Source organism: Rhodovulum sp. DZ06, from assembly GCF_050586345.1.
Classification (GTDB): Bacteria; Pseudomonadota; Alphaproteobacteria; order Rhodobacterales; family Rhodobacteraceae; genus JBOCEF01.
In genome coordinates this window covers 1-13,315 of sequence record NZ_JBOCEF010000046.1, presented here as the reverse complement: position 1 = coordinate 13,315, position 13,315 = coordinate 1, and the positions used below count along the sequence as shown (strand labels likewise).

Genomic DNA, 13,315 nt, shown 5'->3' with positions numbered 1-13,315 from the left:
GTTCGGGCTCAGAGCGATGTGTGGTCCCGACGGAACGCAAATCGAAAGGCCCGCCAGATGCTCGACGCCGCCCCCGCCGCCCTCCAGACCCGCAACGCTTACTGGGGCTTCTACGGCTCGGCCTCCCGCTGGGACGCGCCCGCCGCCGAGCCCGCCTGGGCGCTGGCCTTCGCCGGGATCGCCCGGCGCACGGGCGGGGCGCCCGAGGCGGTGCGGGACTTCCTCGACAGCCGCGCGGGGCGTCATTTCGCGGACGAGGTCGAGAACCAGCTCGCCGGCGGCCGCGCCCTCGCCGCCGCCACCGAGGCCGCGATCGAGCGCTACATGGGCTGGCGGGTCGGCCGCAGCATGAGCCGCGAGACCGGCATTCCCGCCGGGCTGCCCCTCCTCACCGCCCTGGTCGCCCAGGCCGAGATCGAGGCGGACGAAGAATGAGCGGGCGCGCCCCGCGCCCCGGCTCCAAGCGGGCCGCGGTGCTGGACCTGCTGCGCCGCCCCGGCGGCGCCGCGGCGGCGGAGCTGGCCGCCGCCACCGGGTGGAGCGAGGCGACGGTCCGCGGGTTCCTGTCGCGCGACGTGCGCGGGCGGCTCGCGCTGCCGCTGAGCGCCGAGCGCCCCGCCAGGGGCGCGCCGGTCCGCTACCGGATCAGCAGCTGACCGCCTCTTCCCGCCGCGCGGTCTCGCCTGTCAGCTCCTCCCAGCGCTTCACGATCACGTCGCAATAGGCCGGGTCGATCTCCATCCCGAGGCAGGCCCGGCCTTCCGTCTCGCAGGCGATCAGCGTGGTGCCCGATCCGCAGAACGGCTCGTAGACCGCTTGGCCGGGGGCGGAGTGGTTGAGGATCGGGCGGCGCATCGCCTCGACCGGCTTCTGGGTGCCGTGGCCGGTCTCCGACTTGCGATGCTCGATGGACCAGAGCGTGGTCTGCTTGCGGTCGCCCTTCCAGCTCGCCCCCTTGCCCTTGCGGACCGCGTACCAGCAGGGCTCGTGCTGGTGGTGATAGTGGCCGCGGCCGATCACCAGCCGCGGCTTGGCCCAGATGATCTGAGCGCGGGCTTCGAAGCTCGTCGCTTCGAGGCTCTCCAGGACGGCGCCGGAGAACCTGTCGGCGTGCCAGACATAGGCGACGTCGCCGGGGAACAGCGCCCAGGCCTCGCGCCAGTCGGCGCGGTGGTCGTTCTGCACCGTCCCGGTCGCCCGCGCGCTGACCGCCGAGCCGTCGGCGCGCACCACCTTGTTGCGCCAGTCGGGCTCATAGTTCACGCCATAGGGCGGGTCGGTGACCATCAGGTGCGGGCGCACGCCCCCGAGCAGCCGCGCGACCTGCGCCGCGTCGGTGCTGTCGCCGCACAGAAGCCGGTGCGCGCCGAGGATCCACAGATCGCCCGGGCGGGTGATCGGCTCGGCCGGCGGCTCGGGAACCTCGTCCTCATCCTCGCGCCCGTGGCCGCCGCCTGAGAGCAGCCGGTCCAGCTCGGCCCCGTCGAAGCCGGTCAGCTCCAGCTCGAACCCGCCCTGGGCGAGCAGGTTCAGCTCTTCGCCCAGCAGCGCCTCGTCCCAGCCCGCGGCCTCCGCCAGGCGGTTGTCGGCGATGACGTAAGCCCGGCGCTGCGCTTCGGTCCAGCCGCGGGCGACCATCACCGGCGCCTCGGTCAGCCCCAGAGTCTCGGCGGCGCGCACGCGGCCATGGCCGGCGATGATCTCATCCGCCTCGTCCACCAGCACCGGCATCGTCCAGCCCCATTCGCGGATCGAGGCGGCGATCTGCGCGATCTGCCTCTCCGAATGCGTGCGGCTGTTGCGGGCGCAGGGGGTGAGGGCCGCGAGCGGGCGGCGTTCGACCCGGTCGGCGGGCCAGGAAGCAGCGGTCATCAGACCCCCCCTATGCAATTACGGCGCGCGCAAAAATTTGCTTGTGCCCGCTGGTGTCCTGTCGGGCCGGGGCAGAGATCGAGACCGCCCCTCCCCTAGCCGTGGGCGCGCTCGAAGCTCCCGATCAGCGCTTCGGCGCGCGGCGAGTTGCCGGGACCGGCGCGCTCCCGCTCGACCAGCGCCTCGACCCAGCGCTCACCCGCCATCCATTCCTCGCGGAGCGTGTCGCTGCCGAGCTTGGCGGAGAGGTCCAGAACGAGGAGCTGGTCGCCCAGCGAGGGGACGCGGCTCCGCGCCTCGACCTCATCGGCGGCATGGACGATTCCGTCGATCATCGGCGGCTCATCGAGCGAGGGGGTGTAGATCAGGCGGTAGCTGGGCATGTCGGGCTCCTTCGCTTAGTCGGGCGAAGGTGGCGCCAATTCGTCGATGTTCGGTTAATGTTTCCTGAAGGGCAGGGGCGGAGACGCCGCCTCCTCCCGCTGCTTGGCCCCGTCGTGGCAGGGCTTGCAAAGCGACTGGAGCGCGCCTTCCCAGAAGGCCCGGCGGTCCTCCCGGTGGGGGACCACGTGATCGGCGATCGCCGCCTCGCGCGTGCGCCCCAGCGCGGCGCAGCGGCGGCAGAGCGGCTCGCGGCGCAGCTGGTTCAAGCGGCGGGCACGCCAGGCGGCGGTGGAATACCAGCGGCGGCTCGGCTTGGCGGCGCGGGAGGCGTCGGCCTCGCGTTGGCGGCGGCGCTGGTGGGCGGCTTCATGGGCGGTGCAGCGGGCGAGCCCCGGCCCGGCGAGGCGCTTGCAGCCGGGATGGGCGCAGGGCTTGCGGGGGATGGCGGGGCCTCCGAACAGCTGCGCCCGGGCGGCGGGGGCCGTCCGGGCGCAGTTCTCGAGATTGGGTAAGAGGTTTATTGGCTCGCATCGAGCCGTCAAGCGCCACGCTGCACCACGATGCCCACGACCAGCGCGACCCGCTCCAGCGCCGCCTCCAGCGCCGCGCGGGCGGGGGTCGCCACCGAGGGGCCGCGGGACCAGCCCGCGCGGGCGAGGATGGCCGAGAGGCTCAGCCCGTCCAGGGCGGCGGCGTCGACCAGCTCGCGCACTGGCAGCGGGCGCCGGGCCCGGTCGCGATGCGCCCGCCGCCCGCGCGGGTCCAGCGCGAGCCCGGTCCCGATGGCGTCCCGGCAGCGGCGAAGGTCCTCGGCCGCCGCGCAGCGCATCACCGCGCCGCCATCCGAGATCCCGCCCTTCGCCCCGCCCTCGCCCGGGCTGCGGACCGAGGCCACCAGCTCCACCGTGGCGGCATAGGCCTCGGCGGCGTCGCGGCAGTGGAGCGGGAGCGCGGCCAGCACCTGCGGCCCGGCGCGGCGGACCACGGCGCGCGGGCGCGGGCGGTACTCGCCCCGGCGCAGGTCCCAGTCCACCTCCAGCACCGAGGCCAGCTCCACCGGCCCGCGGGCGAACCCGTCCGGGCCGTCGTCGAGGGACGGGCGCGTCCGCAGGGCCTTGCGGTGGGCGCGCAGGGCGCGGCCCAGGGCGGCCTCTTCGGCGCGCAGCAGCTCGGCGTCGGTCGCCTCCGGGGAGGAGGGGGACAGTTTCTTCGCTATCATCGCATATACCCTCCTTAAGGGGTCTTTTCCGGTTTGGTTGATGGTGATCTGTTAACTATCCCTACTCTCCCCATGTCCCCCTCAGTGTTGAATACATTGGATAAATCGGAACGAAAGCGGGGAGGCTCCGGGGAGGATGGGGAGAGTTGGCGGGAGAAGAGGCGGGGGCGGCGCGCGGCTGGACGCGAAGCCGCCGCGCGCGGGGGAGGGTTGCGGGGAGCGTTTCGGGGAGGGTTCGCGCAAACCCTCCCCGAGCCCGAGGCGCATCTGTGACGTGACGGGCGGCGCGGTCTTCATGGCGGCGCGTCGCGCAGGGTCTTCATCACCAGCTCGAAGACGTGGTCCTCCTTCGACCAGTCGAGATGGCGCCAGACGTTCACCCCATGGCTCTTGGTCCGCAGCAGGCCCTTGTTGATCAGGGTCCGGCCGAACTTGGTGATGCCGAAGGGCTTGATGCCCGAGCGTTCGCACCAGGCCTCGAACACCCGGTGCAGGTCGCTCGACTGGATCGAAGAGGCCGCCTCGGCCGTGGTGCATTCCTTGAGGAAGTCGCCGATCGGGTCGGCCAGCGAGCGTTGCTGCACCTTGATCTGGGCAGCGTCCTCGGGCGGGTTCAGCCCCTCGCGCTGCAGGGCGACCCAGCCTTCGATCATCCAGTTCAGGATGCCGGCCTTCTCGCGCTCGAGGATCTCTTCGAAGACGGTGTCGGAGACCTGCTTCTCTGGCGGCAGCTCGTGCAGCGGGACCTTGAAGGGCAGGAAGGTCAGGCGGCGCCACATGCCCTCGGAGGTGTCGGTGATCCGAGGCACGTCGTTGACCGAGATGATCGGCGTCCCGTTCGGGATCCATTCGAAGGGCGCCTTGCCCTTGGCATGGGCCTGGCGCTTCTCGCCGCCGGTCAGCCCCTTGATCTTGGAGCCGGAGAACACGTCGTCGGCCTCGGGCTCGGAGGAGATGTAGGCGCGCGCGCCGGGGAGCACCGCCTCCTCCGGCGTCGGGCCCTGGGCGGCGACGCGGCTTTCGAGGAACATCTGGATCCGGCAGGCGGCGGCATAGCTGCCGAGCACCTTCGCAAGCCCGCTGGAGAAGGCGGATTTGCCGTTGCCGCCGGGGCCGATCAGCACCACGCAGATGCGCAGGTTGTTGCGCCCGCTGAGGAAGTACCCCGCGATCCGCTGGGCGAAGGCGCGCATGGCCGGATCCGGCAGGGCGGCCTCGAGGAACGCTGTCCAGCCGGGGCAGTCGGCGCCCGGGTCCAGCGCGGCGTCGAGGCTGCGGGTCGACAGGCTCTCGCGCCGGTGGGGGGCGAGGCAGGATCGCAGATGGGCTCCCCAGGCCTCGCCGTAGCCGTCCGAGCAGTCCGCGGGGTCGGGCGCCTCGGCGGCGAGCCGGGCGAGATCCAGCTCTCCGTTCGGTGCGGTGACGCGGAACGGGAAAGGGTCGAGATCGGCGATCCGCGCGCGGCAATGGTCGCGCAGCAGGGTCAGTGCGGCGTTGAGCCGGGGCAGCGCCCCGCAGGTCTTGGCGTAGCCCGCGGCGGAGCGCTTGCGCGCCGCGCGGATCGCCTTGCGGCCCTCATCGGGCGTCGCGCCCTCGTTCTCGGCCAGCCAGGCGTCGAGCTGCGCCTTGGGGACCGGCGCCGAACTCAGCGCCGCCGATTCCTCGAGCAGCAGGTCCGGCAGGGTCGAGGCCATGGTGAGCGCGGCGCTTTCGCCGAACTCGGCCTCCCAGATGCGCCCGTTCCAGACCACCCAGCCGAGGCCGGGCACGAAGCGCAGATCGCGCCCATGGGCCATGCGCAGCCGCTCGGCATTGCCGACATCGGTATGCGGCAGCCGGGCGCGGGCCAGCGCGTCCTCGGCATCGGGCGGCGGGGCGTCGAAGCTGCCGAGCACGCCGCCCCCTGTCTCTTCCGTCATCGAGCTTCCCCCTCGAGTTCGGTGGATGATCGGCCCCGCGCGGCCTCGGCCGCGGCGAGGTCGGCGAAGTCGATATCCCGGTCCCAGCGCCCGCCCGGGAGGCGGTGCGTGCAGGCGCGCAGCTCTCCGTTCGGGCGCTGGCGGTGGCGCAGCACCGCGCGACGGGTGAGCAGCTCGGCCGAGAGCGGGTCCTTCGCCGAGCCTTCGGCGAGGATGACCAGCGCGGTCACCGCGTCGGGCGCCTCCCAGGCCGGGCTGTCCCGGTCGGGCCAGGGCGAGGGCGCGGGGCGCCCGGTATGCGGGTTGAGGCGGGGCGGATCTTCTGCCACGCCGCCGCCGCAAAGGGCCCCGCGGCTGACCGCGGCCTCGGCGGACCAGAGCGGCCCGTCCCGGCGCAGCAGGCGCGACCAGACGGCGAGGGTGGATTCGATGCCCTCGCCGACCACCATCCGCGCGCTGGGGCGCGAGAACTGGATCGGGGCGCCGAAGATGCGGCGCGGCTTGCCCACGATCCGCTTGTCGAGCTTGCCGCCGTCCGGGAAGCGGGCCCGCCCCGTTTCGGTGATCCAGGTACGGTGGATGGCGCGCATCCGTCGGTCGCGGCCGATGGCGGCGATCATCGCCGGGCCGCGATGCACCACCAGCGGGCGCCCGCCGGGATGCTCGAAGTAGGGTAGGTCCGGGTGATAACGCAGGCAGGCGGGCCAGCCGCCCAGGGCGGCGAGCATGGCGTCGACATCGACCCCGCGGGCCTCGAGATAGCCGTGCAGGACCGGGCCGGGCGCGCGGGCCTCGCTCCAGATACGCCGGGCGGTTTCATAGCGCTGCGCGCCCTCGGCTTCGGCCTCGCGCTCGCGCGCCTCCAGCACCCGCCGCCGGCGTTCCAGCCGGGCGGCGCGGTCGGCCTCCGATTCCTCGCGTGCGATGCCGCCGCGCTCGGCCAGAGCCCGAGCGGCGGTGGCGAAGTCCACGCCGTCGCGCTGCATGACGAAGGCGAACAGGTCGCCCCCGGCGTCGCAGCCGAAGCATTTGAACAGGCCCTTGCGCTCATCGATGTGGAAGCTGGCCGAGCGCTCATCATGGAAGGGGCAGGGCGCCCACCAGTCGCCGCGGCGGGGCGACGACTTCTTCATGTCCCAGACGACGCCCCCGGCCTCGGCCACCTCGCGGAACCCGATGGCGGCGCGGATGGCGTCGAGGTCGTAGCTCATCCCCGCCTCCCGAACAGATCGGGCTCGCGGTCCGGCGGGGCGACGGAGCGCGGCGCGGCGGCGGGCTCGGCCCGGCCGCGATGGGCGGCGCAGGTCCAGATCCGGTCGCGGCGCAGCGGCGGGCCGAAGCCGAAGGCGGCGGGGGCGCCGCAGAAGGCGCAGCGGTGCTGGGCGGGGGCGGGCTTGGTCATCGCCGCCGCCTCACCTGGCCCTTCGCCCAGGCGTCATGGCGCAGAAGGACCAGCCGCACCGTCGAGGTGCTGACGAAGTGGCGTTTCGCCAACTCATCGACCGAATGCCGGGGGGCGTCGCGCACGATCGCCAGATCGCGCGCCTGCCGGATGTGGATCTCGTTGCGCATGATCGCCTGCATCCCGAACGCGCTGCAGTCGGTCTCGCCGCCGACCCCGCGCGGGATCCGCCGCGCGCCATGTTCGGCCAGGTGCGCGTCGATCAGGCGGCGCTCTTCAGCGGTGATCTGGTCAGGCATGGCGCCCTCCCATCACGGGGGCGGCGCGGCGCGGGTCACGGGTCGCCTGCGCCGCCCCCGCCGCGGCCGTCGGGGGGAGCCCGGCCGCGACCCGTCCGGCGCCCTGCGCGCCGGACGGGGATCTGGTGAAACTGGGGCCTCTCATCGCTCGCCCTCCCGCAGCGCCGCCTGCAACGAGCGGGCGGCGTCGATGGCGTGCTGGGCGGCGTCCGAGAGGTCCGCGCGCTCGCGGGCCGTCATCGCCGCGCCGCCCGGCCCCGCTGGGTCGAGCGCGGCGAGCAGCAGGCCCGTCGCCTCGGCCACCGAGGCCGAAAGGTCCGCGCAGGCCGCCGAGGGGCTCGTGCCGGCGCCCTCGGGCACGAAGCTGCCGCCCGCCAGCGCCGCGAAATGGCGCGCGACCACCGCCGCTCCGTCAGGGAACAGGCGGCAGACCTGGTCGAGCGCGGCCACCGGCATGCGGCGGCCGTTCTCATCCGACGGGTCGGCCCAGCGGGAGAGGGTGGGGCCCTGGTGCCCGGTCTCGGCCTCGACCGCCCGGCGCCCGCAGGCGTCGAGCAGGTCCGAGATCATGCCGTGATACGAGCCGGGGCGCTGGGGGCGCGGCAAGGTCATGGCATCGCCCTCCGGGAATGTTTCCTGTCCTCCGCGGCGCCGGGCGCCGAGGGTGCGGGGAGGGGAAGGTCGGCAGGGAGGGTCTCGCCTTCGCGACTGCCGGCGCAGGCGCGGGCGAGGCCCTCGAAGGTCAGGTCGATGCCGCGGGCTCGCGCCGCGTCGACGACGGCGGCGTGGCGCGGGGCGGGGATCGAGCCGCGGCGCTTCCATGCGCGCACGGTGCCCTCACGCTCGCCGATGTCGCGGGCAAGGGCGGCCATCGAGGGCCAGAGGTCGAATATGGCGTCCATGGCTGCGGACGCTACGGATCATAGCGCGACACGTCAATATGAAACGTAACGCGCTAGGCGCTACAAAATGTGACATGACCCCAGCTGAACGCCTTCGAGAGATTCGGACGAATGCCGGCTTCGCCACCGCTGCCGAGGCGGCGCGCAAGTTCGGATGGTCCCCCGTCACCTACCGCGCACACGAGAGCGGGCAGAACGGGATGCGCCCCAACGTGGCCAAGGTCTACGCCAGGGCGTTCCGCGTTTCACCCGAGTGGCTGCTGTATGGCGAAGGCGGGCCGGAGAAGAAGGGCGTGCCCTTGGTGGGCGAGGTTGGCGCCGGGGCGATCGTGTTCCCGCTGGATGACGGCGGATCGCTTGATGAGATTGATCCGCCGCCGGGAATCGGGCCTTCCGCCGTTGCCGTCCGCGTGACTGGCGACAGCATGTACCCCCGCTATGACGAAGGTGACGTCCTGGTCTATGACCGTCACGCCCTGCCTGATGAGCTGGTCAATCAGGAATGCGTGGTCCGCCTGCTCGATGGTCGAACTTACGTGAAGATCCTGCGCAGCGCCGCTTCGGGCACCTATTCCCTCGAGAGCCATAACGCGCCGCCCATCCGCGATGTTCAGATCGAATGGGCGGCTCCGATCCTGTGGGTGAAGCGCGCCCGCGGCTGACCTTGCGATGCGCGACATATCGCTTCGTTACGTTTCGTGTTGACGTGATGCGCTACGAAACATAACGTCTCGTCATCTCTCATCAGAGGAGTGACGATTCATGTCGACCACCCCGCAACAAGCCGCCGACGCCCTGCTCGGCGCCCGAGACGAAGCCCGCGCCTCGCTCGCCGTCGCACGATCGGCGGTCGAGGGCGTCGTCTCCGCCATCTGCCGCCGCCACCGCGCCGAGGATGCGTTCGACGCCGCCCGCGCGGACATGCTCGAGGCGCATGAGGGCGAGGCCGCGGCCCGCTCCGAACTGGACCGCGCCATCGAGCAGGCGGTGAACGCCGACCTCGCCATCGACGACGTGGGCGCCGCCGCCCAGGACCGCGCGGCATGACCCGCGCGCGCTGCGGCGGCTGCCGCTTCTTCCGGCGCCTCGACGAAGACGTCCGCGAGGCGCTCGGGATCGACAGGGAGGGTCTGTGCGTCGCGCGGCCCGACCCCGGCCACGACGCGCTCACGCGCCCCGATCTTCCGCCCATCCATTGCGACGCCCGCGAGGGCGGCGAATGCCTGATCTTCAAGGAGGCCGCATGATGCGATCCGTGCTCGAAACCTATGCCGTCGCCCGGGCGATGGCCGACCCGTCCCGCTCGCTGGCCGAGATCCTGCCCAGCGGCGTCGAAATCGCCGCCTGCCGCGGCGAAGCGCGCTTCTATCACGGCCCCGGCGTGCATGAGCGTCACGCCCGTTCCGTCGCCTGGAACGCGCTGCTGGCCGCCCGCAAGGCCCGCGCCGCCTCGCGCGCCCGCGCCGTTCGCAGCGCGCCGATCCCGGAGGGCGCGGCATGAGGCTGGAGACCTATCGATCCCGCGCCGAGCGCCTTGCCGCCCAGGCGGAGGGCGCTGCCATCACCGGACAGCCCCAACGCGCGGCCGAGCTGCGCGCCGAGGCGGTGCAGCTGCTGGATGAAGGGGGGCGCGCGCTGGACGCCGAAAGCCTCGCCATGATGCGCCTGCGCGATACCATCGCCGAGGCGCCGGAGAAGGAGCGGGAGCATTTGGCGCGCCTGACCGCCCGATGACTCGGACGCCTCAGGGCCCCGCTCGCCGCCTGCCCACCGCCGATCAGGCCCGGCGGGTGGCGGAGCGGGCCGAAGAGATCCTCGGCGACTGGACCGCCCGCGGCCTGCCTCGGCTCGCGGCCATCGAGGTCGGGCCCGTGCGGCTCGAATTCGCCGGCGAGGGCGTCGACGCCCCCATCGGCAAGGAGGCGAAGGAGGCGGAGGCGTGGCGCGGACGACCCTTCGGATGAAGCGCCTCAAGTCCCAGCGCAAGCGGGGGCGCTGGTTCCACTATTTCCGCTGGCCGAACGGCAAGGAGACGGCGCTGATCCATGGCGTCGAGCCGGACGACCCGCAGCTGATCGCCGCCTGGGCCGCCTGCAACGCCGAATGCGACCGGACGCGGCGGCCGGAAGACGCGCCAAAGCGCGGCTCGGTCAAGATGGGCCTGCTGGCCTACATGGAATCGGCGGAGTTCGGCCAACTGGCCGAGGCGACCCGCAAGGCGCGGCGCGCGGTGCTCATGCGGATCATGCGTGCCCAGGGCGACCGTCCGCTGGCGACGGTCGCGAAGGCTGACATCGAGGCGGCGATGATCGGCAAGTCCGCCCACGCAGCGCGGGCCGACTACCGCGCGCTGCGCGGCGCCTTCAAGCACCTGCTGCGGATCGGGATGGTTGAGGCGGATCCGACGGAGGGCGTCAAGCTGCCCGCGCCGCCGCGCTCGGACGGGTTCGCGCCCTGGACGGCCGAGGACATCGAGGCCTTCCGCGCTCGCTGGCCGCACGGGACCTCGCAGCGGTTGATCTTCGACGTGGCGCTGTACACCGGGCAGCGGCGGACGGATCTGTGCCGCCTGGGCTGGGGGCATGTGCGCGCTGGGACGCTGGAAGTTAAGCAGTCGAAGACCGGCGCCATGGCCTATGTGCCGATGACGGCCGAGCTGGAGGCGGCCTTGGCCGGGACCGAGGGGCGGGCGGTGTGGCTGCTGACGGAGTACGGGCGCCCGCACCGGCCCGCGGGCCTGGGCAACAAGTTCAGAGACGCGGCGAGCGCAGCCGGCGTGGAGAAGAGCCTCCACGGGCTGCGCAAGGCGTTCTGCATCTACTGGGCCGAGCAAGGCCGCAGCGTGCACGAGATCGCGGCGATGAGCGGCCACAAGCAGCTCGGCGAGATCGAGGTGTACACGCGGGCGGCAGACCGGAGGCGGATGGTCCAGGCGCTGCGGTCGATGAGGGGGTTGTGAGGGCTTCTAGTGGTTGCCAGCCATGCCTGCCTCGGAGGTCTTCGCTCCGAGTCCCAATGAAGAGGGAGGCGGCGAAATGCTCGGCGCAAATTTCACTTGACTCCATCTGATCAAAGTTGGTCGATATGGTCGACTGCTTGGCGATAATTCTGGCAGCTATTGTATATGCGCGCCGATTGGCCAGACAGGTGGCGGCAAAATATTTCTCGCCTTTTTATGTTCTTACTTATGGCTGTGTAGGGGGGGCTCGGCTCCCTGCTTTCAGACTGCTCGAGCGCAACCATGAAGCGGTCAATTAGGTCTCGCCCCTGTATTTCTTCAAAGGCCTCAGGTCGCGCCGTGAATGCGGCAATGCACCAATTTTCGGTCGACTCTACCGCTGGCGCGAGGGCGTGGCGATCCTGATCTGCCTTGGTCATTGCGCCAAAGCAGCAGGCAACTTCGAGAATTCTGGCGACTTCACTTCCGCGCGCGGCCGCGTTCGCGGCTGCGTTTGGCGTGTGCTGGTACTCGCTCTCGAGAAAGTGTAAGAAGCTCGGTTCCTCGAGTACGTCCGCGTCGAGCTGAAATAACAGGCAGTCGAGCGGTGGAGTTGCTAGTTGCCCGCTGAACAAGCCTGCTCCAAAGTATCGTTGAATGCGTGTTTCGGGAGGGTTCTTCTTAAGCCACAGGAGGACCTGTCCCCAGCCAGCTTCCGGTGAACTCATGTCTATCTTGGGCTGTATCGCGAAAAACTCAGTATTTTTGCCTCGCGTAGCGAGGCAGTTTCCAAAAAATGCCTGAATGGCCCAGAAATCAGTGGGCCCTTCGCATACCACCCCAATTCGCATCACAAGCTACCCAGCGCCCCCGGTACATCTCCGTCCAGCCAGATTTGAGACAAGTTGCGCCCGCCTCTAGCGACTTGCCATTCTTGCCTCGTCATTCCCTGTGGGGGAGACAGTCTAGCTGCTTGAGTATGTCCCTTCTCATTCCGGCTTACCACAAATACCCTTTGATCGTCATTGAAAAGATCAAATGCATCAAGCGCAGTGGGGTTGTGGCTGGTTAAAAAGACTTGCTTCGCCCCGAGGGAGGCGTTCGCACTGGCTTCAGTGACTCTAATAATCTGCTCAATTAGCAATCTTGTAAGGCGAGGATTTAGTGCATTGTCGACATTATCTAGCGCAAAAACCTTGGGTGAGTCTGGGTGCGCAAGTAGTATTGCTGCAAATAGAAGGAAGAGCGTCCCCTCGCTGCTGTCGTACACGGAGAGTTTATTTCTCTTTCCGTGCATATACTTGTCCACGAAGAAGACGGTCTCCCTTGAGGCGTCTACCAGATCTCTGGATGTAAGATGCGGTTCGCCTCGATGGGTGCCGAAGCTATTGGCCCAGCCGGGTAGCCAGACCAATTGAAGGCAAGTATTCAAAATCTCCCATTCGGGAGTTTTGGGAGTAGAGCCCCGCCGATTTCGGAGGCGGAGTCTATTGTACTCGGCGAGAAACGAGGCCACGGCATTTGGCAAGCCCTCGCCGCGGAGCCCCACTGGAGGCGCATCAACGCGACCACTCTGACGTCCGCGCAGGAAGTCAGTTTGTGGTGAAAAGATTGCAAAGCGAGCGAATTCGGTAAATGCGTCCGCGGCGATGCGTGGCAGATCGTATGTCGCTTTAATCTGGTCCCAGAGACCCCGGTGACTTTCGAGCCTCTCGGCATGGGTTACGCCGGTTGCTCTGGCACCTCGATTGCTTCGGCCAAATATCTTGTCGCGCCCAACCGAGGCGGACTCTGAAAAGAACCGGAGAAGTGGGTCGTTTTCTCTGCTCTGGAGTGAAGTTGAGTAGGAGAGGTCTCCAGAAAATTGAGCTTGCAGCTTGAGGGTCTTGGGAAGTTCTTCATTTTTAAACGAAGATTTCATGAGTTCTGGGGGGGTGATCCGCAGCCCTTTCGCCCCAATGTCGGAGTCGCCAAGCCCGCGTCCAAGGCAGGCAGAGGCCAAACCAATTGCCTCCAGCAGGTTTGATTTCCCACTTCCATTGCCTCCGATGAATAGGTTCACCCTGCCAAGCGAGAGAGTCTCCTCACGCACGGACTTGAAGCGCTCGATTTTCAACTCCTGAAGCATGACCTCTGTCTCGGTGAAAAGTCCGGCACCTGCAAGCCGATTGTGGAATCGTAGAGTGCTCTGGGAAGAAGATCGAGGGGCCAATTCGTGGGGGGGCCCCTAAGGGTCCGAAGCGGGGCTGGGCTCGCGGATCAGGGTACAAACATAGGGCTAGTCTGGCGAAGCTAGGCCATTCTGTAGAACGCCCCTCATAAAACTGTAGAGCGCGGTTGAAATCATTCGCAAAAACGGAAGGGTGGCGACTCCGATAGG

20 protein-coding genes are annotated in these 13,315 nt (G+C 69.6%); 9 read left to right on the top strand and 11 right to left on the bottom strand.

The window, feature by feature from the left end; translation table 11 throughout:
- Positions 1–57: 57 nt before the first annotated feature.
- Together ACQ5SO_RS17180 and ACQ5SO_RS17175 are read left to right on the top strand one after the other, a co-directional pair.
- Positions 58–435 carry a hypothetical protein gene (locus ACQ5SO_RS17180; RefSeq protein WP_430942862.1) on the top strand — a complete coding sequence of 126 codons (378 nt, stop codon included), beginning with the start codon at positions 58–60 and terminating at the stop codon, positions 433–435.
- Positions 432–656 (top strand): DUF3489 domain-containing protein, encoded by a 225-nt coding sequence (locus ACQ5SO_RS17175; RefSeq protein ID WP_430942861.1) that lies wholly within the window; start codon positions 432–434, stop codon positions 654–656. The genes ACQ5SO_RS17180 and ACQ5SO_RS17175 overlap by 4 nt, the downstream gene beginning before the upstream one ends.
- On the opposite strand, the gene ACQ5SO_RS17170 is transcribed toward ACQ5SO_RS17175, so the two are convergent.
- From ACQ5SO_RS17170 to ACQ5SO_RS17125, 10 genes are all read right to left on the bottom strand, one after another.
- On the bottom strand, positions 646–1,872 hold the full coding sequence (locus tag ACQ5SO_RS17170) for a site-specific DNA-methyltransferase (protein WP_430942860.1): 1,227 nt from the start codon (positions 1,870–1,872) through the stop codon (positions 646–648). The two genes, ACQ5SO_RS17175 and ACQ5SO_RS17170, sit on opposite strands and share 11 nt — an antisense overlap.
- A gap of 95 nt (positions 1,873–1,967) precedes the next feature.
- A complete protein-coding gene (locus ACQ5SO_RS17165) occupies positions 1,968–2,255 on the bottom strand; it encodes a hypothetical protein (RefSeq protein ID WP_430942859.1) in 288 nt (95 codons plus the stop codon).
- Positions 2,256–2,309: 54 nt separating this feature from the next.
- Entirely contained in the window at positions 2,310–2,798 is a 489-nt protein-coding gene (locus ACQ5SO_RS17160) for an HNH endonuclease (RefSeq protein ID WP_430942858.1), read from the bottom strand.
- Entirely contained in the window at positions 2,795–3,475 is a 681-nt protein-coding gene (locus tag ACQ5SO_RS17155; RefSeq protein WP_430942857.1) for a hypothetical protein, read from the bottom strand. The genes ACQ5SO_RS17160 and ACQ5SO_RS17155 overlap by 4 nt, the downstream gene beginning before the upstream one ends.
- 293 nt (positions 3,476–3,768) lie before the next feature.
- A complete protein-coding gene (locus ACQ5SO_RS17150) occupies positions 3,769–5,394 on the bottom strand; it encodes a DNA primase family protein (RefSeq protein WP_430942856.1) in 1,626 nt (541 codons plus the stop codon).
- Entirely contained in the window at positions 5,391–6,605 is a 1,215-nt protein-coding gene (locus tag ACQ5SO_RS17145; protein ID WP_430942855.1) for a CHC2 zinc finger domain-containing protein, read from the bottom strand. The genes ACQ5SO_RS17150 and ACQ5SO_RS17145 overlap by 4 nt, the downstream gene beginning before the upstream one ends.
- Positions 6,602–6,796, bottom strand: coding sequence for a hypothetical protein (locus ACQ5SO_RS17140; RefSeq protein WP_430942854.1), 195 nt, complete (start codon positions 6,794–6,796; stop codon positions 6,602–6,604). Before ACQ5SO_RS17140 ends, ACQ5SO_RS17145 begins: the two co-directional genes overlap by 4 nt.
- Entirely contained in the window at positions 6,793–7,095 is a 303-nt protein-coding gene (locus ACQ5SO_RS17135; protein WP_430942853.1) for a hypothetical protein, read from the bottom strand. Before ACQ5SO_RS17135 ends, ACQ5SO_RS17140 begins: the two co-directional genes overlap by 4 nt.
- Positions 7,096–7,236: 141 nt before the next feature.
- The gene (locus ACQ5SO_RS17130) at positions 7,237–7,707 is read right to left on the bottom strand and encodes a hypothetical protein (RefSeq protein ID WP_430942852.1); all 471 of its coding nucleotides are present in this window, start codon (positions 7,705–7,707) and stop codon (positions 7,237–7,239) included.
- On the bottom strand, positions 7,704–7,997 hold the full coding sequence (locus ACQ5SO_RS17125) for a carph-isopro domain-containing protein (protein WP_430942851.1): 294 nt from the start codon (positions 7,995–7,997) through the stop codon (positions 7,704–7,706). Before ACQ5SO_RS17125 ends, ACQ5SO_RS17130 begins: the two co-directional genes overlap by 4 nt.
- A 74-nt stretch (positions 7,998–8,071) precedes the next feature.
- Here ACQ5SO_RS17125 and ACQ5SO_RS17120 point away from each other — a divergent pair, with 74 nt between their 5' ends.
- The 7 genes from ACQ5SO_RS17120 (at position 8,072) to ACQ5SO_RS17090 (ending at position 10,956) form a co-directional block, all read left to right on the top strand.
- Complete coding sequence (locus ACQ5SO_RS17120; RefSeq protein ID WP_430942850.1) at positions 8,072–8,659, top strand: LexA family transcriptional regulator; 588 nt, start codon at positions 8,072–8,074, stop codon at positions 8,657–8,659.
- Positions 8,660–8,759: 100 nt separating this feature from the next.
- Entirely contained in the window at positions 8,760–9,044 is a 285-nt protein-coding gene (locus ACQ5SO_RS17115) for a hypothetical protein (protein ID WP_430942849.1), read from the top strand.
- Positions 9,041–9,244, top strand: a complete 204-nt coding sequence (locus ACQ5SO_RS17110; RefSeq protein ID WP_430942848.1) for a hypothetical protein — start codon at positions 9,041–9,043, stop codon at positions 9,242–9,244. Before ACQ5SO_RS17115 ends, ACQ5SO_RS17110 begins: the two co-directional genes overlap by 4 nt.
- Complete coding sequence (locus ACQ5SO_RS17105; protein ID WP_430942847.1) at positions 9,241–9,498, top strand: hypothetical protein; 258 nt, start codon at positions 9,241–9,243, stop codon at positions 9,496–9,498. Before ACQ5SO_RS17110 ends, ACQ5SO_RS17105 begins: the two co-directional genes overlap by 4 nt.
- Positions 9,495–9,731 (top strand): hypothetical protein, encoded by a 237-nt coding sequence (locus ACQ5SO_RS17100; RefSeq protein WP_430942846.1) that lies wholly within the window; start codon positions 9,495–9,497, stop codon positions 9,729–9,731. The genes ACQ5SO_RS17105 and ACQ5SO_RS17100 overlap by 4 nt, the downstream gene beginning before the upstream one ends.
- A complete protein-coding gene (locus ACQ5SO_RS17095; protein ID WP_430942845.1) occupies positions 9,728–9,961 on the top strand; it encodes a hypothetical protein in 234 nt (77 codons plus the stop codon). The genes ACQ5SO_RS17100 and ACQ5SO_RS17095 overlap by 4 nt, the downstream gene beginning before the upstream one ends.
- Entirely contained in the window at positions 9,937–10,956 is a 1,020-nt protein-coding gene (locus ACQ5SO_RS17090; RefSeq protein ID WP_430942844.1) for a tyrosine-type recombinase/integrase, read from the top strand. The genes ACQ5SO_RS17095 and ACQ5SO_RS17090 overlap by 25 nt, the downstream gene beginning before the upstream one ends.
- An 829-nt stretch (positions 10,957–11,785) precedes the next feature.
- On the opposite strand, the gene ACQ5SO_RS17085 is transcribed toward ACQ5SO_RS17090, so the two are convergent.
- Positions 11,786–13,063 (bottom strand): AAA family ATPase, encoded by a 1,278-nt coding sequence (locus tag ACQ5SO_RS17085; RefSeq protein WP_430942843.1) that lies wholly within the window; start codon positions 13,061–13,063, stop codon positions 11,786–11,788.
- Positions 13,064–13,315 lie beyond the last annotated feature (252 nt).